At 43.9% G+C, this 21,182-nt stretch carries 18 protein-coding genes; 15 read left to right on the forward strand and 3 right to left on the reverse strand.

What is annotated here, in order from left to right:
• The first annotated feature begins 197 nt into the window (after positions 1–197).
• From era to I2I33_RS15775, 9 genes are all read left to right on the forward strand, one after another.
• Positions 198–1,082 carry a GTPase Era gene (gene era / locus I2I33_RS15735; protein WP_087421181.1) on the forward strand — a complete coding sequence of 295 codons (885 nt, stop codon included), beginning with the start codon at positions 198–200 and terminating at the stop codon, positions 1,080–1,082.
• Between the two features lie 36 nt (positions 1,083–1,118).
• The gene (gene der / locus I2I33_RS15740) at positions 1,119–2,426 is read left to right on the forward strand and encodes a ribosome biogenesis GTPase Der (RefSeq protein ID WP_087421180.1); all 1,308 of its coding nucleotides are present in this window, start codon (positions 1,119–1,121) and stop codon (positions 2,424–2,426) included.
• 74 nt (positions 2,427–2,500) lie between these two features.
• Positions 2,501–2,917, forward strand: a complete 417-nt coding sequence (locus I2I33_RS15745; protein WP_087421319.1) for a SoxR reducing system RseC family protein — start codon at positions 2,501–2,503, stop codon at positions 2,915–2,917.
• A 66-nt stretch (positions 2,918–2,983) separates the two neighbouring features.
• Positions 2,984–3,853 (forward strand): Fe-S cluster domain-containing protein, encoded by an 870-nt coding sequence (locus I2I33_RS15750; protein WP_087421179.1) that lies wholly within the window; start codon positions 2,984–2,986, stop codon positions 3,851–3,853.
• Between the two features lie 103 nt (positions 3,854–3,956).
• A complete protein-coding gene (rsxC, locus tag I2I33_RS15755) occupies positions 3,957–5,288 on the forward strand; it encodes an electron transport complex subunit RsxC (protein WP_087421178.1) in 1,332 nt (443 codons plus the stop codon).
• Between the two features lie 120 nt (positions 5,289–5,408).
• Positions 5,409–6,383: an RnfABCDGE type electron transport complex subunit D gene (locus tag I2I33_RS15760; protein ID WP_087421177.1), complete on the forward strand. Its 975-nt coding sequence runs from the start codon at positions 5,409–5,411 to the stop codon at positions 6,381–6,383.
• 76 nt (positions 6,384–6,459) lie between these two features.
• Positions 6,460–7,041, forward strand: a complete 582-nt coding sequence (locus I2I33_RS15765; RefSeq protein ID WP_195666845.1) for an RnfABCDGE type electron transport complex subunit G — start codon at positions 6,460–6,462, stop codon at positions 7,039–7,041.
• A 28-nt stretch (positions 7,042–7,069) separates the two neighbouring features.
• Positions 7,070–7,657 (forward strand): RnfABCDGE type electron transport complex subunit E, encoded by a 588-nt coding sequence (locus I2I33_RS15770; RefSeq protein ID WP_087421176.1) that lies wholly within the window; start codon positions 7,070–7,072, stop codon positions 7,655–7,657.
• A 76-nt stretch (positions 7,658–7,733) separates the two neighbouring features.
• Positions 7,734–8,306 carry an electron transport complex protein RnfA gene (locus I2I33_RS15775; RefSeq protein ID WP_087421175.1) on the forward strand — a complete coding sequence of 191 codons (573 nt, stop codon included), beginning with the start codon at positions 7,734–7,736 and terminating at the stop codon, positions 8,304–8,306.
• 158 nt (positions 8,307–8,464) lie between these two features.
• Here the strand turns inward: I2I33_RS15775 and I2I33_RS15780 are convergent, their stop codons facing one another.
• Entirely contained in the window at positions 8,465–9,118 is a 654-nt protein-coding gene (locus tag I2I33_RS15780) for an HAD family hydrolase (RefSeq protein WP_087421317.1), read from the reverse strand.
• Between the two features lie 125 nt (positions 9,119–9,243).
• On the opposite strand from I2I33_RS15780, the gene I2I33_RS15785 reads away from it, so the two are divergent.
• The gene (locus I2I33_RS15785) at positions 9,244–10,647 is read left to right on the forward strand and encodes a CCA tRNA nucleotidyltransferase (protein WP_087421174.1); all 1,404 of its coding nucleotides are present in this window, start codon (positions 9,244–9,246) and stop codon (positions 10,645–10,647) included.
• A gap of 3 nt (positions 10,648–10,650) precedes the next feature.
• On the opposite strand, the gene rsgA is transcribed toward I2I33_RS15785, so the two are convergent.
• Together rsgA and I2I33_RS15795 are read right to left on the reverse strand one after the other, a co-directional pair.
• Positions 10,651–11,706 (reverse strand): ribosome small subunit-dependent GTPase A, encoded by a 1,056-nt coding sequence (rsgA, locus tag I2I33_RS15790; RefSeq protein WP_087421173.1) that lies wholly within the window; start codon positions 11,704–11,706, stop codon positions 10,651–10,653.
• Entirely contained in the window at positions 11,706–12,482 is a 777-nt protein-coding gene (locus I2I33_RS15795; protein WP_087421172.1) for a class I SAM-dependent methyltransferase, read from the reverse strand. The genes rsgA and I2I33_RS15795 overlap by 1 nt, the downstream gene beginning before the upstream one ends.
• 616 nt (positions 12,483–13,098) lie before the next feature.
• Here I2I33_RS15795 and I2I33_RS15800 point away from each other — a divergent pair.
• The 5 genes from I2I33_RS15800 to I2I33_RS15820 all read left to right on the forward strand — a co-directional run bounded on the left by I2I33_RS15800 (position 13,099) and on the right by I2I33_RS15820 (position 21,182).
• On the forward strand, positions 13,099–13,665 hold the full coding sequence (locus tag I2I33_RS15800) for an RNA polymerase sigma-70 factor (protein WP_087421171.1): 567 nt from the start codon (positions 13,099–13,101) through the stop codon (positions 13,663–13,665).
• A gap of 75 nt (positions 13,666–13,740) precedes the next feature.
• Positions 13,741–15,309, forward strand: coding sequence for an ATP-binding protein (locus I2I33_RS15805; protein ID WP_087421170.1), 1,569 nt, complete (start codon positions 13,741–13,743; stop codon positions 15,307–15,309).
• Between the two features lie 451 nt (positions 15,310–15,760).
• Complete coding sequence (locus I2I33_RS15810; RefSeq protein WP_229128337.1) at positions 15,761–16,159, forward strand: hypothetical protein; 399 nt, start codon at positions 15,761–15,763, stop codon at positions 16,157–16,159.
• Positions 16,160–16,372: 213 nt separating this feature from the next.
• Positions 16,373–17,560 (forward strand): FecR family protein, encoded by a 1,188-nt coding sequence (locus I2I33_RS15815; protein ID WP_162613781.1) that lies wholly within the window; start codon positions 16,373–16,375, stop codon positions 17,558–17,560.
• Positions 17,561–17,633: 73 nt separating this feature from the next.
• On the forward strand, positions 17,634–21,182 hold the full coding sequence (locus I2I33_RS15820; RefSeq protein WP_229128338.1) for a SusC/RagA family TonB-linked outer membrane protein: 3,549 nt from the start codon (positions 17,634–17,636) through the stop codon (positions 21,180–21,182).

Raw genomic sequence — 21,182 nt, forward strand, 5'->3', positions numbered from 1 at the left:
TCTCTACTTAATTCTAATATTTTTTTGATGGGTCAATTTAGAGTATAATAGTGGGTCAAGTGACTTTATATTTTCCAGACAGCGAGAAAATCGCTTATGTCTACAAGCAAAACAAAAAATAGACCCGCACATTTTCGTTTAGGCTTTCAATTTTCAATTAGTTATCGTACCTTTGTGCCCAATTAATTTTTAAATAAATGGAGCACAGAGCAGGTTTTGTCAATATCTTAGGAAACCCCAACGTGGGAAAATCAACCTTGATGAATCGACTAGTCGGGGAGAAATTATCGATTATCACGTCCAAATCCCAAACCACACGTCACCGGATCAAGGGAATCGTGAACGGGGAGGATTTTCAGATCGTATTTTCCGATACCCCGGGGGTCGTGAAACCCAGTTACAAGATGCAGGAATATATGCTTGATTTCTCGAAAAGCGCCATTATCGATGCCGACATCATCCTCTATGTCACCGACGTGGTGGAGAATATCGAAAAGAACGCGGACTTTATCGAGAAAGTGAAACAAAGCGAGGTTCCCATCCTTCTGGTGTTGAACAAAATTGACCTGACCACCCCGGATAAACTGGATGCCCTGTTCGACAAGTGGAAAGAGATCATCCCGCGAGCTGAAATATTCCCGATCTCGGCTACTGAGAATTTCAACGTGGACAATTTATACAAGCGCATTCTGGAATTGTTACCCGTGGGAGAACCTTATTTCGACAAAGAAGAAATGACCGATATGCCGGCACGCTTTTTCGTAACCGAAATTATCCGGGAAAAGATTTTGTTGAACTACGATAAAGAAATTCCTTATTCTGTCGAGGTTGTCGTGGAAGAATTCAAGGAAGAAACCAAACGTATCAACATCATGGCCGTGATCAACGTGGAACGGGATTCCCAGAAAGGTATCATTATCGGGCATCAGGGTGCCGCATTGAAAAAAGTCGGTACGGAAGCCCGTGTTGACATCGAAGCCTTCTTCGGGAAAAAAGTATTCCTGAACCTGTACGTCAAAGTCCTCAAAGACTGGCGGAACAAGGAAAACGACCTGAAACGCTTCGGTTACAAACAACTTTAATCTTTTAGTTTTTATCTTTTAACTTTTATCTTTCCAATGAGTAATATTGTTGCAATAGTAGGACGTCCCAACGTGGGAAAATCAACACTTTTCAATCGTTTAGTCGGTGGCCGGAAAGCCATCGTAAACGAGGAAAGCGGGGTGACCCGTGACCGGAATTACGGAAAATCAGAATGGAACGGCAAAGAATTCTCGGTGATTGACACCGGAGGATACGTTTCCAACAGTTCGGACATCTTCGAGGAGGAGATCAACAAACAGGTATTACTCGCTATGGACGAGGCCGACGTGATCCTGTTCGTCTGCGACGTGGAACTCGGTATTACCGATCTGGACCACAGTTTCGCCCGTATGCTCCGGAAAGTCAACAAACCCATTTACCTCGTGGCAAACAAGGTGGACAATGGAGAACGTCTCTACGATGTCCACGAATTCTATAAACTGGGAGTCGGAGAAGAGATTTTCCCCATAGCATCCATCAACGGTTCGGGAACAGGAGAACTACTTGACAAGCTGGTTTCACACTTCACCACCGACCCGCTCGAAGACATGGAAGAACTTCCCAAGATCGCTATCGTGGGACGCCCTAACGTGGGAAAATCCTCCACGATCAACGCCCTTATCGGGGAAGAACGTAATATCGTAACCGATATTGCCGGAACAACTCGTGACACGATCACCACCCGCTATAATCGTTTCGGACACGACTTCTTGTTGGTGGACACCGCGGGATTACGCAAGAAAGCGAAAGTCAATGAAGACGTGGAATTCTATTCCGTGATGCGTTCCGTGCGTGCCATCGAAGACAGTGACGTGTGTATGCTACTGATTGATGCAACCCGGGGAATGGAATCTCAGGACTTGAACATATTCCACCTCATCGAGCGTAACCAGAAAGGCGTGGTAGTCCTCGTGAACAAGTGGGACCTGATCGAGAAAGATAACAAAACGACAATCAATTTCGAGAAAGAACTGCGGGCAAAAATGGCCCCCTTCAACGACGTGGAGATCATTTTCACCTCGGCTCTCACGAAACAACGTCTGTTGAAAGCGCTTGAATCAGCCATCCAGACCTACGAAAACCGGAAACAAAAACTGAAAACATCCGAACTGAACCGTATCATGCTGGAAGAGATCGAAAACTTCCCTCCCCCCAGCTTGAAAGGAAAATATATCCGCATAAAATACGTGACACAACTACCATCGAAAACCCCAACTTTCGCATTCTATTGCAACTTACCGCAATACGTGAAAGAACCTTACAAGCGTTTTCTGGAAAACAAAATCCGGGAACACTGGAAGTTCACGGGTGTACCGATTCAAATTTTTATGCGTAAAAAATAAAAAATGAAAACCATCCTCGCTGCAGGATGGTTTTTATTTTATCATTATATTTGCTCTATTCTAAGAATCATATTATGGCAAAAAATACAATAGAACATGATGGAATCGTGACACAGGTAGCCGATACCTTTATTATAGTGACCATACAAAGCCAAACAGCCTGTGCGGGATGTCATGCCAAAGGAGCTTGTGGTATGTCGGAAATGGCTTTAAAGAGCATCACGGCAGAAAAACCGAATGAAGACGTCAAAATAGGAGACAAAGTAATCGTCAGTGCCAGTACTCAAAATGCCATGCTTTCCGTGCTATTGGCATACATTGTTCCTTCCGTTTTAATTATCGTTATTTTGACCTTGCTTATCCTTGCCGGAGTCAGTGAAGTTATGGCCGCTACATTATCCCTAATTGCAATATCAGCCTACTTTATTTGCCTGTATTTACTAAGAAACAAGTTTGCCCAAAAAATAAAATTCAAGGTTAAAATAGCATAACCTAGAAAAAAAATAATAACTTTACGGGCGTTATAACAAACTAGAGGAGACAAAACAAACACCTTTATGATGACTACTACCATTATTTACACCATTATTTCTTTGTGCGCTATTGGGATTGCGTCTGCCGTGATTCTCTATTTTGTCGCGCAAAAATTCAAGGTCGAGGAAGACCCTAGAATTGATACCGTGGAAAGCATCCTACCGGGAGCAAATTGCGGAGGATGTGGCAAACCCGGGTGTAGGGGATTTGCGGAAGCCACGGTAAAGGCTACTTCTTTGGATGGACTGTTTTGTCCGGTTGGAGGTGCGGAAACCATGACGAAAGTTGCCGCCGCCCTGGGCATGGAAGTAACGGCACAAACCCCGCAAATTGCGGTGGTAAGATGTAACGGCACGTGTGACCATCGTCAACGTACCAGTCAATATGACGGTTACAAATCATGCGCCATCGAACATTCCCTTTACCGGGGTGAAACCGATTGTACCTTCGGTTGCCTGGGATGTGGGGATTGCGTAACAGCCTGTCCGTTCGATGCCATTCATATGGACGAGAACGGTCTCCCGGTCGTTTCCGAGGAGAAGTGCGTGGCGTGTGGAGCCTGCGTGAAGGCCTGTCCGAGAAACATCATCGAGTTACGAAACAAAGGAGTGAAAGATCGGCGAGTTTTTGTTTGCTGCGTGAACAAAGACAAGGGGAACATTGCCCGCAAAGCCTGTACAGCAGCCTGCATCGGATGTGGAAAATGCGTGAAAGAATGTCCTTTCGAGGCCATCACCCTAGAGAACAACTTGGCATACATTGATTTCCGAAAATGTAAACTTTGCCGGAAATGTGTCAGTGCTTGCCCGACACACGCGATCCACGAGGTTAATTTTCCTCCCCGGAAAATCACCGAACCAGCTGAAGTAGAAGCGAAAAACGAACAAATTTAGTGATTGCCGATTCAATGGTTGGGTGATTAAATCATTTAATCGATAGGATCTAAAATCACGAAATCACAGAATCATTCAATTTAAAATCTAAAATTAATACACCGTGCTTAAGACATTTAAAATTGGGGGAGTTCACCCACCAGAAAATAAATTATCAGCACAAGGGGAAATTATCACCCTTCCCCTCCCCGAACAAGTAACTATACCCTTATCACAACATATCGGGGCTCCTGCCGTTCCCACGGTGAAAAAAGGAGATCAAGTAAAAGTAGGACAAATCATCGGTCAGGCTGCCGGCTTTATATCGGCAAACATCCATAGTTCCGTGTCAGGAACCGTTATGTCACTTGATCCGGTTATCGACGCCAGCGGTTACCCCCGCCCGGCTGTAACCATTAAAGTAGAAGGTGACGAATGGGATGAAAACATCCTAAAAGATCCCATCAACAAACAACCCGGTACATTCACAAAAGAAGAGATTCTGGCAGCTATTAGTGCGGCAGGAATTGTCGGTATGGGTGGAGCCACCTTTCCGACACAGGTGAAACTATCGCCCCCTCCCGGAAGTACAGCCGAAGTACTTATCATCAACGGTGTAGAATGTGAGCCTTACCTCACGGCAGACCATCGTTTGATGCTGGAACACGGGAAAGAGTTGATCATTGGTATACAACTTATCATGAAAGTCCTCGGCGTGAAACGCACGATCGTGGGAATCGAAAACAACAAACGAGACGCCATTGAAGAACTGGGTAAACTAGCCAGACTGGCGGACGGAATCGAGATATGCCCGTTAAAGATACAATACCCACAAGGAGGTGAGAAACAATTGATACAAGCCACCACCGGAAAATTCGTGCCATCGGGCGGACTACCCATTGCTGTCGGGGCCGTGGTGCAGAACGTGGGGACCGTGTATGCCGTGTACGAAGCTGTCATGAAACATAAACCCCTGTTCGAACGGGTAGTCACGGTTACCGGAAAATCATTAAAAGAACCGGGTAATTACCTTTGCCGCATCGGGACCCCGATCTCACAACTGATCGAGGCTGCCGGGGGATTGCCTGAAGACACGGGTAAAGTGATTGGAGGAGGCCCCATGATGGGAAAAGCCCTGACCAACACGAACATTCCCGTCACGAAAGGCACGAGTGGCATCCTGCTTATACGTCAGGAAGAATCTGCCCGTAAAGAATATCGGAACTGTATCCGCTGTTCGAAATGTGTTAACGTGTGTCCCATGGGATTGGAACCCTATTATTTGATGTTACTTGGAGAACACAACAAGCTGGAAATGCTGGAATCAGAAAAGATCATGGACTGTATCGAATGTGGTTCATGTAGTTTTACCTGTCCGGCAAACCGTCCGTTGCTTGACGTGATCCGTCTGGGGAAAGCCAGAACAGGGCAAATGATCCGGGCGAGAAAAAAATAATATTAATGTAGAATGAATCGATTCAGAGATTGCCGATTAAATGATTTAATGATTAACAAGCGTTGACTCGTGGGTGGAAATCACAGAATCGGAAACCACTAAATCACTAAATAAAAAAATATGAGTAATTTCACCATATCCCCCTCCCCCCACGTTCACGGCGGGGATTCGATAGAAAAAAATATGTACGGCGTACTTATCGCATTAGTACCGACGTTTATCTTTTCTATCGTATTTTTCGGGCTGGGAGCCATTCTGGTAACCCTCACCTCGGTAGTTGCCTGCCTTGTATTCGAATACGTTATTCAAAAATACCTCATGAAACAACGTCCCACAATATGGGACGGATCAGCCATCATCACGGGAGTATTGCTGGCATTTAACCTTCCCTCGTCTCTTCCCTTGTGGATCGTGGTCATCGGGGCATTGGTTGCCATCGGTATCGGTAAAATGAGTTTCGGAGGATTAGGAAACAATATTTTCAACCCGGCTCTCGTGGGTCGTGTTTTCCTGTTGATCTCGTTCCCGGTACAAATGACCACTTGGCCCATACCGAACGGATTCGCTACGGCTGATGCCGTAACCGGGGCTACACCCCTAGCTCTTGTAAAAGAGGCCGTTAAGAACGGACAAGCTGTCGGAGACGCACTCTCTTCAGCCGGATTCTCTACCGGTAACTTGATTCTCGGTAACATGGGGGGTAGTTTAGGAGAAGTCGCCGCTATCGGACTTTTATTAGGATTCGCCTATATGCTGATCCGAAAGATCATCAGTTGGCACATCCCGGTGGCTATTTTCGCCACTGTTATCGTGTTCTCCGGGATTCTGAACCTAGCTGATCCGGCACAATTTGCCGGTCCGGTTTTCCATCTCTTTACAGGAGGTTTGATGTTGGGAGCAATCTTTATGGCCACGGATTACGTAACCTCTCCCATGACACATAAAGGAATGATTATTTACGGTGTCGGAATCGGATTGTTGACCGTAATCATCCGTGTATTCGGGGCTTACCCGGAAGGAATGTCTTTCGCAATCCTGATCATGAACGGATTCACACCGCTGATAAACAGATATTGTAAACCCCGACGATTTTAAATTTACTAATTGTAGATTGTAAATTACTTACAAATGGAATTTAAAATTTAAAATCTAAAATTTAAAATCTAAACTGATGGGAAAGAAATTAGAATCAAGTTTTAAGAATATGGTACTGGTGTTATTTTTGGTAACACTGGTTTCCTCCGCCGCAGTGGGAGTTGTGAACTCACTCACGTCCGGATTAATTGAAAAAGTAAAAATTGAAAAGCAAGTACAGGCCATTCGTGCCGTGGTTCCCGCTTTTGATAATGACCCGATGACGGAAAAACAGATCGTGAAAGCAGATGGAGGGGAATTAGAATTCTATCCGGCTAAAGCAAACGGGCAACTCGTGGGGACAGCCATTAAAACGTTCACAAATAACGGGTTTGGCGGGCTTATTGAACTTATGGTAGGATTCACCCCAGACGGAAGTATATATAACTACTCCGTGCTAAGCCACAAAGAAACCCCGGGATTGGGTTCCAAAATGGACACCTGGTTCGTGAAAGGTGCCAAAGGTGATATTACCGGAAAAACTCCGGGTGCGCAAGGACTTCAGGTTTCAAAGGACGGCGGAAACGTGGATGCCATCACGGCCGCCACGATTTCATCCAGAGCTTTCCTGGATGCAGTAAACCGGGCGGCAAAAGCATTGGCAGAATCCGCAAAATAACACGTAAAATCAATGAAAGAATAAAGATATGAACAACTGGCAAACTTTTACCAAAGGGTTCTTCAAGGAAAATCCGACCTTCGTACTCCTGCTCGGGATGTGTCCCACGCTGGGAGTCACCACCTCTGCCATTAACGGCTTGGGGATGGGCTTAGCCACGGCTTTCGTTCTGGTACTATCCAACCTGGCCATCTCGCTCGTGGCAAACCTGATTCCCGACAAAATCCGGATTCCCGGTTTTATCGTGATCATCGCCGCATTCGTTACCGTGGTCGATATGTGTATGGCAGCTTACCTGCCGAGCTTGCACGAATCTTTGGGATTATTCATTCCATTGATCGTGGTGAACTGTATCGTGCTGGGACGAGCTGAATCATTCGCATCCAAAAACAAAGCCATTCCTTCCATGCTGGACGGTTTGGGTATCGGCCTTGGTTTCGCAATGGCATTAACGATATTAGGTTCTATCCGTGAGATTCTGGGTAGTGGGAAGTTCTTCAACATGACCCTCTACAATGAAAATTACGGAATGCTCGTTTTCGTTCTGGCTCCGGGAGCGTTTATCGCTTTGGGTTACCTGATCGCATTCATCAACAGAATAAGAAAAACCAACTAATTGTAAATTTTAGATTGTAAATTGTAAATTGAAAAAGCAATCTAAAATCTAAAATTTAAAATCTAAAATTAGAAACATGGAATACGTTTTTATATTTATAGCCGCCGTATTTGTCAACAACATCGTGTTGGCACAATTCTTGGGAATCTGCCCGTTCCTAGGGGTTTCCAAGAGCGTACCCACGGCACTCGGAATGACAGGAGCCGTTACGTTCGTGATGATTCTGGCCACCATGGTAACATTTATCGTACAGAAAACCGTACTTGACCCGTTCGGCATCGGATTCATGCAAACCATCGTGTTTATCTTGATCATTGCCGCCCTCGTTCAGATGGTGGAAATCATTCTGAAGAAGGTAAGTCCGTCACTTTATCAAGCATTAGGAGTTTTCTTACCCTTGATCACGACAAACTGTGCCGTACTTGGTGTAGCCATCATGGTGATTCAAAAAGATTATAACTTACTGGAATCCGTCGTGTTTGCAGCCTCAACTGCATTAGGTTTCGGATTAGCTTTAACCATCTTTGCCGGAATCCGGGAACAACTGGAACTATCCTCCATTCCTCAAGGCATGAAAGGAACCCCCATCGCACTGGTTACAGCCGGATTGCTGGCCATGGCATTCATGGGATTTTCGGGTATCGTGTAATGGGTCAAAAGTTCATAAGGTTTATAAAGTCTATAAGGTCCTTGGACCCTTGCAGGTACTTTGTCAACGGCAATTCTGAGTTGCCGTTCAATATTATCCGAAGGACACCCGTCACTTTATGAACCTTATGGACTTTATGAACTTTACAAACTTTCGACTCACCTTTCCATTAAGTCGATAAATTCATCATACACGCATCCCGTGAAATCGGAAAGTACCCAATCGACTTTATCCTGTATCTTCTCTCTCGGGTTCGTGGTTGCCAAACCGACAACTTTCATTCCCGCACGTCGGCCGGCCTCGATCCCGGAAAAAGAGTCTTCGAAGACACAGCAGACATCCACTTCCATCTGCAACTCCCGTGCTGCCAGCAAATAACACTCCGGATCGGGTTTAGACCGGGTAATCTTATCTGCCGTAATCACACGTTCAAATAACTCGGTAAACTCCGGATGAACCATTAGCACATGAGCCATCTTCTTATTGTTTGAACTGGTAACCAGTGCGGTTCTCACCCCATGTTTCTGTAACGTCCGGATAAAAAGTTCCACACCGGGGAAGTAGGGGAAATCCATCCGGCTCTCGAACTCGTCAAGTTCCAGTGAAATCTGTTGTTGCAAAGCAACATTTCCCTTGAAATAATTCTTCAGAATCAATTCCGTCGTTTGCCCCTTGATCATCTTATGAAATTCCGGTTTATCCGGATGGTAACGTCTTCCCTGTTCCCGCCAAAAATTATCGTACTGCCCTTCCGTGTCAAGCACCACTCCGTCCATATCGAATAATGCCGCTAATCGTCGCTCTCTATCCATAATCTTTAATCTCAATAATACATAGGTCACAAAAATATCGAAAAAAGGGTAATCCGGACAAATCCGAAACAATTTATTTGGTCTGTACGGGATAACTTGATAATTTTGCAACCAAAATAAAGAATATGCAGTTAACTCATCCTATTTTTAAGATATTATCCGGAATCGCAGCAGAGAAAGGGTTGGAAATTTACGTTATCGGGGGATACGTGCGCGACCTGATATTACACCGTCCCTCCAAAGACATTGATATTGTCGTGTTGGGGAGCGGAATCGAATTGGCTGAGACGGCTGCCAAACAACTCGGAGACTTAACGGTTTCCGTGTTTAAAAATTTCGGAACGGCCATGTTCCGCTATAAAGGGGTAGAGATTGAATTCGTGGGAGCCCGCAAGGAATCCTACCATCTCGATTCCCGTAAACCCGTCGTCGAAGAAGGCACCATCGAGGACGACCAAAAACGGCGTGATTTCACGATCAACGCTTTAGCCATATCCTTGAACCAAGAGAACTATGGGACACTTGTTGACCCGTTCGGGGGACTTCAGGATTTGGAGAACGGAATATTAAAAACACCCCTTGATCCGATCATCACGTTTTCCGATGATCCCTTGCGTATGATGCGGGCCGTCCGTTTTGCTTCACAATTGAATTTCACGATCGAACCCGTGACATTTGAAAGTATCATCGCTAATCGGGATCGGTTGAAAATCGTCTCCAAAGAGCGCATCATGGACGAGTTTAACAAGATCATGGCCTCACCGAAACCTTCCGTGGGATTAAAATTACTGGAACAATCCGGCCTGTTGAGTGTCTTCTTCCCGGAACTATCCGCTTTAAAAGGCGTGGAACACGTGGACGGCATCGGGCATAAAGATAACTTTTACCACACGCTGACGGTCGTGGACTCGGTAAGCCGTGTTTCCAACAACCTGTGGTTACGCTGGGCAGCCTTACTGCATGACATAGCCAAACCGGTCACCAAAAAATTCATTCCGGGACAAGGCTGGACTTTTTACGGCCACAATCACGTGGGCGAACGTATGGTCGGAAGATTATTCAACCGCCTGAAACTCCCCCAGAATGAAAAGATGAAATACGTGCAAAAACTGGTCAGCCTCCACATGCGCCCAATTGTTCTCTCGGAAGACACCGTGACAGATTCTGCCGTGCGTCGCCTCCTTTTTGACGCAGGTGATGACATCGATGACCTGATGACACTTGCCGAGGCGGACATCACGTCCAAAAATGAAGAGAAAGTTCGTCGATTCCTGGCAAACTTCCAGATCGTGCGCCAGAAATTGAAAGAAGTCGAAGAGAAGGATGCGATCCGGAATTTCCAACCTCCCGTCAGCGGGGAAGAGATCATGGAGACATTTCAACTCCCACCCTGCAAGGCAATCGGGGATATTAAAAATGCCATCAAAGAGGCTATCCTTGATGGCATAATCAGCAATAATCCCACTGAGGCCCGGGAATACATGTTCCAAGTAGCGGCAGAACTAGGGATTCAGAAAAAAGGTGAATAGGGATCAGAAATGATCCTTGCGCTTCTTCACTTCATCCACGAGTTTCGTGAAAGATTTCTCTTTTTTCCGTTTCTCATGTTCGGAGGCAGAGAAATGCCACGTTTCCCGTCTAAGTTTCAAATAACTCTCGTAAACCTGACGATCTAGTATGCCACGACTCACCGCATCCAACACGGCACAACCCGGTTCATTGATATGCTCGCAATCCTTGAAACGACACGATTGTGCGTAGTCAGTAATCTCCAGTATCTCATCAAGCGCACTGGGATCATCAACCGCAAGACCGAATTCCCGAACCCCGGGAGTATCAATCAAGACACCGCCTCCATCCATCAACACCATCTCCCGACGGGTCGAAGTATGGCGCCCCTTTCCCGTGGATTGACTTATTCCGGACGTGAGTAACACGGATTTCTCGCAAAGTGCATTCACCAGAGAACTTTTCCCGACACCCGAAGAACCGACAAACACGACCGTCTCCCCCACCGCGATAAATTCCCTTAAACGAAAAATCGTCCGAGACTCGTGAATACTCGTGTAAAACACCGGAATCTGCCGGGTAACGTGCCGTATTTGCTCTTCCACTTTTTGTTGGTCAAAAACCAAGTCGGCTTTATTAAGTACCAGTACAGGAGTAATATTTTCTTCCCGCATCTGAACCATAAAGCGCTCGGCACGACGGACATTGAAATTATCATCCAGACTTTGCACAATAAAGGCTTTGTCAACATGAGCCGCTATGGCTTGTTTTTCGGCAACCGTTCCGATTTTCCTACGACACAAAGTACGTGACCGAGGCAACATATCCATGATAATCCCCATCCCCTCATCAAACGGCTGAAAGATCACCCAATCCCCGGTACAGGGTAATTCGAAATTCGACTTCCCGTACATCATGTTTCCTGTCAACTCGCACCGGAATATTCCGCTCCCGGCAACCACCTCGTAACACGTCCGGTGTACAATAGCGACACGCCCATGCGTGAGAGTTCCATACGTCGATTCCTGTTTCAGTTGGTTTAACTTATCATTCCAACCATAATAATTTAAATCTATCATTACTTCATTTTTTTAGCGATATAAAATACATAACCGTAAAACTCCTTGTACTTACGGTATAGTTCAGCCTCGTGATGCTGAAAACTTATTAGTTCCTCGACTGTTTTATTCCCGGCATATTTCCGGCTGAATATCTCCCGAGCTTTAACTAACGGGGTAAAATAGTTCTCCGTCCAGCAATACTCCGGCAGGATAAAAGTCGCCACGGGGATATACCCCGCTTTCTGAATTTGGGCGACTTTATTAGGTATCGTGTCGATCTCCGCATAAACGGACATCCAAAAATCATGGATCTCTGCCGGACGTTCTTCGGTAAACCACGAACTCTCGGAAACAGCAACATATCCTCCCGTCTTCAGATATTTGCGCCACTCGTTCAATCCTCGTTCAAAACCGATATTATAAATAGCACCTTCCGACCAGATCAAGTCTAATTCTTCCTCCCCGAAAGGCAACGCATCCATTGAACCGACAATGCCTTTCACCCGTTCCTGGAGATTCAACTCCCTAGCGTTATGATTAAAACGCTCCACGAATCCCGGAAAAAAGTCGAGTCCTGTAATCTGCCCCGGAGCGTGCCGTGCCAGCGTCATCGTCTGTCCTCCCGTCCCGCATCCCAAGTCTGCAATCCGGGAATGATCCGTAAGATGGTCTATAAAGCTTAACACTTTAAGCGTTACTTCGGGACTTCCGGGTCCCTGCCGTTCTGTATTCAAGAAGAATTCGCAAATTAAATGAACGTCGATTCCAAGAATGGTATTATTTTCGTTACTCATGATTGATCAATATAAAGCATACACGTGAAAGCATAATTCTACATTCCTCGTTGTACACGGATTAAAAATTCAAATTATAATAATAGAGAAATTACCCCCGGAAAGAGCTTTCCGAAAGCAAGCGAAGGGACAATCTGTATCAGAAATACAGATTGTTTATTACACCAAATCCGATTGTAATCTAGTTTTTAACATGATGTAAAGATACACATATTTTATTCATTTGAAAATAATTGTCGCTATTTCCGTATAAGTTGGTCATCCCCTCGTCATACGTACACTGTCGCTCAAGCATATCTCTCCAATGAATAAATATACTACACGACCGAGCCATCCGGCAAATATAATCGTATCGAAAATCAATTTTATCGAACAAGAATGCAAAAGGAATGCAGGATGAATGCTCCGTGGTCTAAATGAACTATCAGGAAACTATTAAGAAAAAGTAAAATGAGGATAGTCTAACACGAAGGTAGTCCCAGTGCAATTTTAATGATACGGCCTAGCAGAAACCGTTGCAGAAACGCATTCAATATTTTGTAAATATTCCAATTTAGTTTATATTTGCAACGAATAAATAAAAAGATTCACGTTCGTATCGGCAAAATAATAACACGTGGCAACAATAACACCTTTAAATTCTAGTTCCATCTATGACGAAAAAATCGTTCGGGAACTTTTCGAACAGCACTACACGCCCTTGGTGTTATTCGCAAAAGGCTATATTCCCGACTTGGACACAGACAAAGATGTTGTGCAGGAAGTGTTTCTCTCGTTAATCGAATCCCAAGAGACATTCAATGACGTGGATAATCTAAAAGCCTATCTATACGGTACGGTCAGGCACAAATGCCTGAAATATCTCCGCCACGAAGAGGTAAAAAGACGCTACCAGAAATACATGCAAAGCGAGGCTCCGGATGAAACCAAAACTTACGAAGAACGTGTTCTTGAAGAAGAGGTTTACGCTCTCTTGATAAAAGCCATTCAGAACTTACCGGAACAATGCCAAAAAGTGTACTTGCTTGTTTTAGAAGGTAAAAGCAATCAAGAGATTGCCTATCAACTCCAACTAAACATCGAAACCGTCAAATCCCACAAGCAGATCGGAAAAAAGTTGCTTTACGATCAACTGAAACACATTATTCCCGTCGGGATTCTCATTTTCTTACTGGAATTTTAGACAGCCTCATCCCATTATTTGCGTTTGCCCGTTTACAATTTATTCTCTACCTTTGTTACTAAATACATAAAGACCATGAATACCAGCATAACCAGAAAGCTACCCATCGGAATCCAGACCTTCGAGGATATTCGCAGCAATAATTACCTCTATGTCGATAAGACGGCATTAGCATGGCGTATTGCCAACATGGGTAAGCCCTACTTCCTGAGCCGTCCGCGGCGTTTTGGGAAGAGTTTATTACTCTCAACTTTCGAATCCTATTTCAATGGACGCAAGGATTTATTTAAAGGGTTGGCTATCGAGCAACTGGAACATGACTGGACAATTTATCCCGTACTGCATCTTGATCTAAACGCGGAGAGATACGATGCCCCGGAACAATTACACGCCATATTGAGTAATTATCTCACACAATGGGAAACCATATACGGGGAAGGGAAAGACGAAATTACACTCTCCAGACGTTTTGCCGGAGTCATTCAGCGAGCGTATGAACAAACAGGACGTGGGGTTGTAGTGTTGGTGGACGAATACGATAAACCACTGTTGCAAGCCATTAATAACCCGGAACTAACGGAAAACTATCGGCAGACTCTGAAGGCTTTTTACGGTGTACTGAAAAGTGCTGACCGATACCTGCGGTTCGTGTTCTTGACGGGTGTTACCAAGTTCTCACAAGTCAGCGTGTTCAGCGACTTGAACCAACTAAACGACATCAGTATGGATTTTTCCTACGCAACGTTGTGTGGGATTACTCCGAATGAATTAACCGCTGTTTTTGAACCGGAAATCCATCAAATGGCACAAAGGAACCAATCAACAGAGGAAGAAATTGTGAACGAAATGATCCGGCAATATGATGGTTATCATTTCCACCCGGATGGCGAGGGTGTGTTAAACCCTTTTAGCGTGCTAAACGCTTTCGACAAACTGGAATTCGGTAACTACTGGTTTCAAACGGGTACCCCGACATTCCTCGTGGAACTACTGAAAAAGAGTGATTATGACCTACGCTTATTAATTGACGGGATCGAAGCGCCCGCATCTTCTTTCACGGAATACCGGATGAATACCGATAATCCTATCCCGTTGATTTATCAAAGCGGTTACTTGACGATTAAAGAATACGATAAACGCTTTAGAAACTATATTTTAGGTTTCCCAAATGAAGAAGTAAAATACGGTTTTCTCGATTTTTTACTCCCTTTTTATACAACCTTACCCAGTGAAGAAAGAGGATTTTACATTGGAAAATTCGTGGATGAACTAGAAAAAGGTAATATCGATGCTTTCATGACTCGGTTGCGAGCCTTCTTTGCCGATTTTCCCTATGAGTTAAATGCCCAGACAGAACGACATTATCAAGTCGTGTTCTATCTCGTTTTCAAACTCATGGGACAGTTTGTAGATGCAGAAGTACGTAGTGCCACCGGACGGGCTGATGCCGTGGTTAAAACTCCCAAATACATCTACGTATTTGAATTCAAACTAGATGGTAGCACAGAACAAGCCCTGCAACAAATCGATGATCGGGGTTATTTGATTCCGTACACGGCAGACAGCCGACAACTCGTGAAAGTCGGAGTTAATTTCAATGCCGAAAAAAGAAATATCGGGGAATGGAAGATTAAAGGCAACTGAAAGAGAACCATAATCCAAATGATTTTTGAATACTTTGTTTGAAACGTCATAGCAATTTAAAGATTAATAATAAACATACTATTGCCTATCTATTATTTTATTCATACATTTGTAATATGAAAAATATGACAAATATATCAAGTAGCGAAAAAAAGCGTTCTAAAGGAGACAGATTAAATTGGACTCCATTACGAGACGTGAAACCTGTAAAGTTGAAAGAATGTTCAACCTCTTCTCGTAAATTGTCTAAACGGGATTTGTCTAAGATAAATAGAAACGTTACAACTCTATTGATACCGTGACATTTGATTACAATGGATATGATTTAAAATTCATCCAATGTGATAAATGTAATGATGAAAGCAAGCATCTATATACAAAAATATACAAGTTTTTCTCTCCGATAACTCATTATTCTTATATAATACGTGCAGAGTATCATGAATTAGATGTGTACGCAATTAAATTTTACTGTAAACAATTTCGTCATAGCGATTTTAAATATTCTAAAATAGTTAATAAAGGAGATTTTGGTAATATAATTATTACCTGTTTAAAAGTAATTCCAATACTTTTACAAGAACAATCAACAGTTTCGTTTGCTTTTACCGGAGCAAGAACTGTTGACACAAAAAGTTTAAAAGTAGAAAGTCATGTAAATACACAAAGATTTAGGATTTACAAAAATATTGTGTCCAAGAAAATAGGTACACAAACATTCTCTCATTTTGTTAATGAACAAGCAAGTTCATACTTATTGATCAATAACCAAGCGAGAAATGTTTCTGTAAAGAAAAGAGAAATTGAAAATATGTTCAAAGAAACCTATGATGATTTACACAATATATAATACAAATTACAAGATAAATCTAACAATATAGAGTCACCCCCAATTAATTAAAGAAAATCTTTCCAGTTCTTAGACGAAATGGGCCTACAAACTTTAACTTTCCAAACAAAATTCATCACTGTAATTACAATCTTGCAATATATTCAAAAATAATTCATTTTTGACTCACTCTTTTTTACGCTCAAGGGGACTTACTATCAAATGAGCGAAAAGATGAGTCAAAAAGAGAATAACATATTTCAGTTAGCCCGCATCATTACAGCGTCTCTTAGAGGGAAAGCAAATGATGAAGAACAACGCACCTTGAGGGAATGGTTATCCGTTTCCACAAGAAACAAAAAGATTTATGACGGATTTAAAGACGGAAAGCGTCTGGAACAAAAAATAGTCGAGTCCCAACAAATCAACTGGAAAAACGATTATCAACATTTCATCACCAAACGGCAATGCGCCCGCAAGAACAGAAGGATGAAAACGATCATCCGTTACGCCGCAATACTCACTCTCCCGATCGTGGCGGCAGGTATTTTCCTACTCCAAAAGAATGATCAGCAAGCCATTGTCTCTATTTCAGAAGTCATCAAGCCGGGAGAACACAAGGCAGTATTAATCACGGGCGGAGGCGAACGAATCACGTTATCGGATAGCACGTTATCCCCGATACAGGAACAAAACGGGATGATCGTGAACGTCATGAACAACAAGGTCTCCTATACCCTACCGAAAGATAGCTTATGCACACAAGAAAGCCCTATATTCAACACCTTACAAATTCCTCGTGGCGGAGAATATTTCCTGACGCTTGCCGATGGCACGGAAGTATGGCTAAACGCCGAGACGGAAATCCGTTACCCGGTACAATTTACTGGCGACAAGCGCATCGTTTACCTTGACGGGGAGGCCTATTTCACGGTAGCCCCGGACAAGAACAAGCCCTTCACGGTTGTCTCCACTCATGCCAGCGTGTCCGTGTTGGGAACACAATTCAACTTCCGGGCTTATCCCAACGAGCGGGACGTGCAGACAACGCTTGTTTCCGGTTCCGTGATCATGCAATCGGAAAAATACAAACAACAAATCAAGCTGGTACCCGGTGAACAAGGTGTTCTGGAAAAGAGTTCCGCCAACCTCACGAAACAGGAAGTAAACACGTACCTCTACACGGCGTGGAAAGACGGTCGCTTTGCCTTCCGTGATGCCCGGTTGGAAGACCTGTTCAACATTCTAGCCCGCTGGTATGACCTCTGCGTCTTCTACCAGTCCCCGGAGGCCAAGGACATCCGGTTCACGGGTGATCTGAACAAAACCGATGATTTCAAATCCATATTAAAAATAATAGAACAAAATGAACGAGTAACATTTACAGTAAATCAACGCACAGTTTTTATTCAAGCAAAATAAAAAAGGCATCTGACGCTCGCAACATCAAATGCCCAAACTATTTTCTAGTTCTCATTAAAAACATTACAAATGTATGAAAAAAATGGACAAAAACAGCCATTCCTCGGGTGGATTATGGCAAAAACAAGTAAGAGTTATGAAGTTATGCTTTATCTTGACATTTATCGGCGTCATGCACCTTTCGGCAGCCACCTATTCACAAGATACACGACTGGATTTAAAGGTTAAGAATGCCTCCCTCGAAAGTGTGATGAACAACATCCGCACACAATCGGAGTACAGTTTCTTTTTCGATGATGTAGCCGTGAAAAAGATCTCGAATATCACGCTGAATCTGCAAGAAGCCACGATTGAAGAAGTGTTGACGACTTGTCTGAAAAACACGGGATTCTCGTTCCGGGTTCTCGACAAGACGATTATTCTCTTTCGGGAACAAGCGAAAGATGATAAAAAGAAACTATTCATCATTCAAGGAAAGGTATTGGACGAAAATAACAAACCGATGCCGGGAGTAACCGTCCTGCTGGACAGCACAAAAGTAGGAACCTCCTCGGACATCGCCGGACATTTCGTGCTTCCGTTACCCGAAGCCAAAGGTACTCTCGTGTTCTCGTTTATCGGCTACAAAACCCAAAAAGTGAAATACACGGACGACAAACTAGTCATGGTAAAAATGCAGGCTGACGTGTCGGGCTTGGATGAAGTACAAGTCGTTGCTTACGGTTCACAAAAGAAACGGACTCTTGTCAGTTCTATCTCCACGTTGAAAGCCGATGAAATGAAAGAACTCCCGACACATAGCCTGGAGAGCCTGTTACAAGGGCACATGGCAGGAGTCGAAGTAAATAATCTTTCCGGAGCTCCCGGAGGTGGCGGAGCTATCGTGGCTATCCGGGGTTATAACTCATTCTTCGTTGACGGAGAAGGCAGCGACCGGAATTACGGAACACCCCTTTACGTGGTTGACGGAGTCCCGATGCAAGCCTTTACTTCCCCGATCACGGGTACAAACACGCTATCCGACCTGGACCCGTCAATGATTGAATCTATCGAAGTTCTGAAAGATGCCGCCTCTGCTGCCATCTACGGCTCACGTGCAGGAAACGGGGTCATCCTGATTACCACCAAAAAAGGACGTGCAGGGAAAGCTCAATTTGCTGCAAATGCCTCTTATTCCGCCTCTTGGTTACCGGAAACGATCAAAGTATGGGGAGGTAACATCATCCGGAATTACAACATGAATGCATACAGGAACACCGTGAAACCCTATCAATCCGCAAACGGTAAATGGGTTATACCCAACTCCTACGAAGAAGTATATAAATACACGAAAAACAATAATTTCCCTGTTTACAATTACTTTTTCGGGAATCGGGACGGAGGACAAAACGCTTACATGTTACAAGATAGTTTGAACCCGTTCTACAACAATTCCACGGATTGGAACAGATATGCCTACCGAACTGCAAAAGTGTATAACGCTAACCTACAAGCAAGCGGGGGAAGTAAGAATTTCCGCTACATGATCGGAGCCGGATATTACAAGGAAGAAGGAATCATGATCGGGACAGATTTCGAACGTGTCAACGTGATAACCAATTTATCCGCACACCCCACGAAAAAAATCCAACTGGACAATCAAATATCCCTATCTTACAGTGACAGAAGCCGGGGAGGACGAGGTGATTCCGGTCAAAAGATCGAGGGAATCAGCATCGATCCGAACACCCAATCCTCCCTCCTGCCGGGCAGTGACTATATTAAAGACAACCTTCTGGAAGCATTGAACAATAACATAGAAAAGAATCTGAGTTACTCTTTACGTTACAATTTGGTACTTGATTACGAAATCATCCGTAACATGCACTTGAAAGTGTCAGGCGGCCTGGACTACAATCAACAAAATCAAAATAACTTCCGTCCTAGCACGGCAGACACGGATTTCCACCGTTCCTATACAAAAGGAAGCATCGGCAGAAGTTTGTCTATCCTTAACGAGAATTTACTCTCTTACCAATTCAAAATAAAAGAACATCATTATTTTGACATATTACTAGGACTTTCTTACCAAAAAGACCAGACCTACCTGAATGAAGGAAGTGCCAAAGACGGCCCTAATGACTACGTGCATTATGCCAACGAGCCGTGGGGTAACAGCAATGGACTGGTTAATGAAAATTGGGGAAGCGACAAGGACAGTAACCCCACATGGAAGTCTGCCAGTACATACAAATCCAGTCTTGAAGAAGAACGCATGAACAGTTATTTCGGACGGCTGAGATATAATTTCAAAGAGAAATACATGTTGGAAGCTACGATCCGCCGGGACGGCTCCTCTGTATTCGGGGAAAACGTGCGCTGGGCGACCTTTCCGTCTGTGGCAGCAGGCTGGATTTTCTCGGATGAACCTTTTATAAAGAAATTCTACTGGCTAAGCTTCGGAAAAATCCGTGCCAGTTGGGGACGTTCAGGACAAAAGTTTTACCAACCTTACCTGGCACATGGCCTGATGGGACCCAGCGGACAAGTTTTTTTTGGAGAAGAAGGTGTGATGCCTAACCGATTGGGCGGACTTTTAAACCGAAAACTAAGTTGGGAAAAGACTGATCAATATGACCTCGGCTTGGATGTCAGTTTCCTCGACTACCGAATTAAAATGACATTAGATTATTACTACCGCTACACGAAAGGTCAGTTAAGACAAGTAGACTTACCCAGTAACCTAAACCTGATGACATTCCAGTGGCAGAATGCCCTCGCCGTATCCAACGAAGGGTTGGAAATGGAATTAACGGCTGATATATTCCGGGAAACTACAGTAAAATGGAGAACAAAAATAAACGTATCCAGAAACTGGAACCGTTTCGAAAAGAGTGGTGACGGTTACGACTATGGAAATAACATTATTGGGAAACCACTGTACAACATTTTAGCGTATAAAATGGAAGGCTTTTATAACAATATGGATGAGATTCCTTATTATTTAAGACCCAGTGGAATGTTATATCCGCTTGGTACAACCAGTGGCGTATTCTTTACCGGAACTCGTCGTTTAGCAGACTTAAACGGTAACGGGTCTATCACCGACGGTGATATGTATTATGCGGCAAGTCCCCTTCCGGTTGCTCATGGTGGAATCATCAATGAAATCACTTGGAAACAATTTGACTTGAATATCTTCTTCATATACTCTATCGGGAGGCACATTTTAAGAACCTATGATGACCGCTCTTTAATCCCCAATACAGATGGAGCTCCTTTATATGTCAACGTGGAAAAAATAAATGCATGGACCGGAGAAGAAAACAGCAAACCGGAATTTCCTCGTTTGATCACCTATGAAGTGGGAGAACAATATAGTGGACGGTATGATTGTGATATTGAGAAAGTACACATGCTTCGACTGAAACAATTGACCCTAGGATACAATCTGCACCAGCAATTCGCACAAAAAATCGGATTGACAAGCGCCCGTATATTTTTGACAGCCGAGAATTTATTCTTGCTTACCAATTATTCCGGGCTAGATCCTGAAATCGTGGACATTACCAAAGGCATTGATAATAGCGGGGCATATCCCCTACCCCGGAAATTCTCTGTCGGATTAACTGTAAACTTTTAA

This window comes from Butyricimonas sp. BSD2780061689_150309_C8, from assembly GCF_015560935.1.
GTDB classification, from domain to species: domain Bacteria; phylum Bacteroidota; class Bacteroidia; order Bacteroidales; family Marinifilaceae; genus Butyricimonas; species Butyricimonas paravirosa.

What these genes read in the sequence shown, in the direction of transcription:
- era (WP_087421181.1), top strand. Translation starts at nt 198, where the DNA reads ATGGAGCACAGAGCAGGTTTTGTCAATATCTTAGGAAACCCCAACGTG.
- der (WP_087421180.1), top strand. Translation starts at nt 1,119, where the DNA reads ATGAGTAATATTGTTGCAATAGTAGGACGTCCCAACGTGGGAAAATCA.
- I2I33_RS15745 (WP_087421319.1), top strand. Translation starts at nt 2,501, where the DNA reads ATGGCAAAAAATACAATAGAACATGATGGAATCGTGACACAGGTAGCC.
- I2I33_RS15750 (WP_087421179.1), top strand. Translation starts at nt 2,984, where the DNA reads ATGATGACTACTACCATTATTTACACCATTATTTCTTTGTGCGCTATT.
- I2I33_RS15760 (WP_087421177.1), top strand. Translation starts at nt 5,409, where the DNA reads ATGAGTAATTTCACCATATCCCCCTCCCCCCACGTTCACGGCGGGGAT.
- I2I33_RS15765 (WP_195666845.1), top strand. Translation starts at nt 6,460, where the DNA reads ATGGGAAAGAAATTAGAATCAAGTTTTAAGAATATGGTACTGGTGTTA.
- I2I33_RS15770 (WP_087421176.1), top strand. Translation starts at nt 7,070, where the DNA reads ATGAACAACTGGCAAACTTTTACCAAAGGGTTCTTCAAGGAAAATCCG.
- I2I33_RS15775 (WP_087421175.1), top strand. Translation starts at nt 7,734, where the DNA reads ATGGAATACGTTTTTATATTTATAGCCGCCGTATTTGTCAACAACATC.
- I2I33_RS15780 (WP_087421317.1), bottom strand. Translation starts at nt 9,118, where the DNA reads ATGGATAGAGAGCGACGATTAGCGGCATTATTCGATATGGACGGAGTG.
- I2I33_RS15785 (WP_087421174.1), top strand. Translation starts at nt 9,244, where the DNA reads ATGCAGTTAACTCATCCTATTTTTAAGATATTATCCGGAATCGCAGCA.
- rsgA (WP_087421173.1), bottom strand. Translation starts at nt 11,706, where the DNA reads ATGATAGATTTAAATTATTATGGTTGGAATGATAAGTTAAACCAACTG.
- I2I33_RS15795 (WP_087421172.1), bottom strand. Translation starts at nt 12,482, where the DNA reads ATGAGTAACGAAAATAATACCATTCTTGGAATCGACGTTCATTTAATT.
- I2I33_RS15805 (WP_087421170.1), top strand. Translation starts at nt 13,741, where the DNA reads ATGAATACCAGCATAACCAGAAAGCTACCCATCGGAATCCAGACCTTC.
- I2I33_RS15815 (WP_162613781.1), top strand. Translation starts at nt 16,373, where the DNA reads ATGAGTCAAAAAGAGAATAACATATTTCAGTTAGCCCGCATCATTACA.
- I2I33_RS15820 (WP_229128338.1), top strand. Translation starts at nt 17,634, where the DNA reads ATGAAAAAAATGGACAAAAACAGCCATTCCTCGGGTGGATTATGGCAA.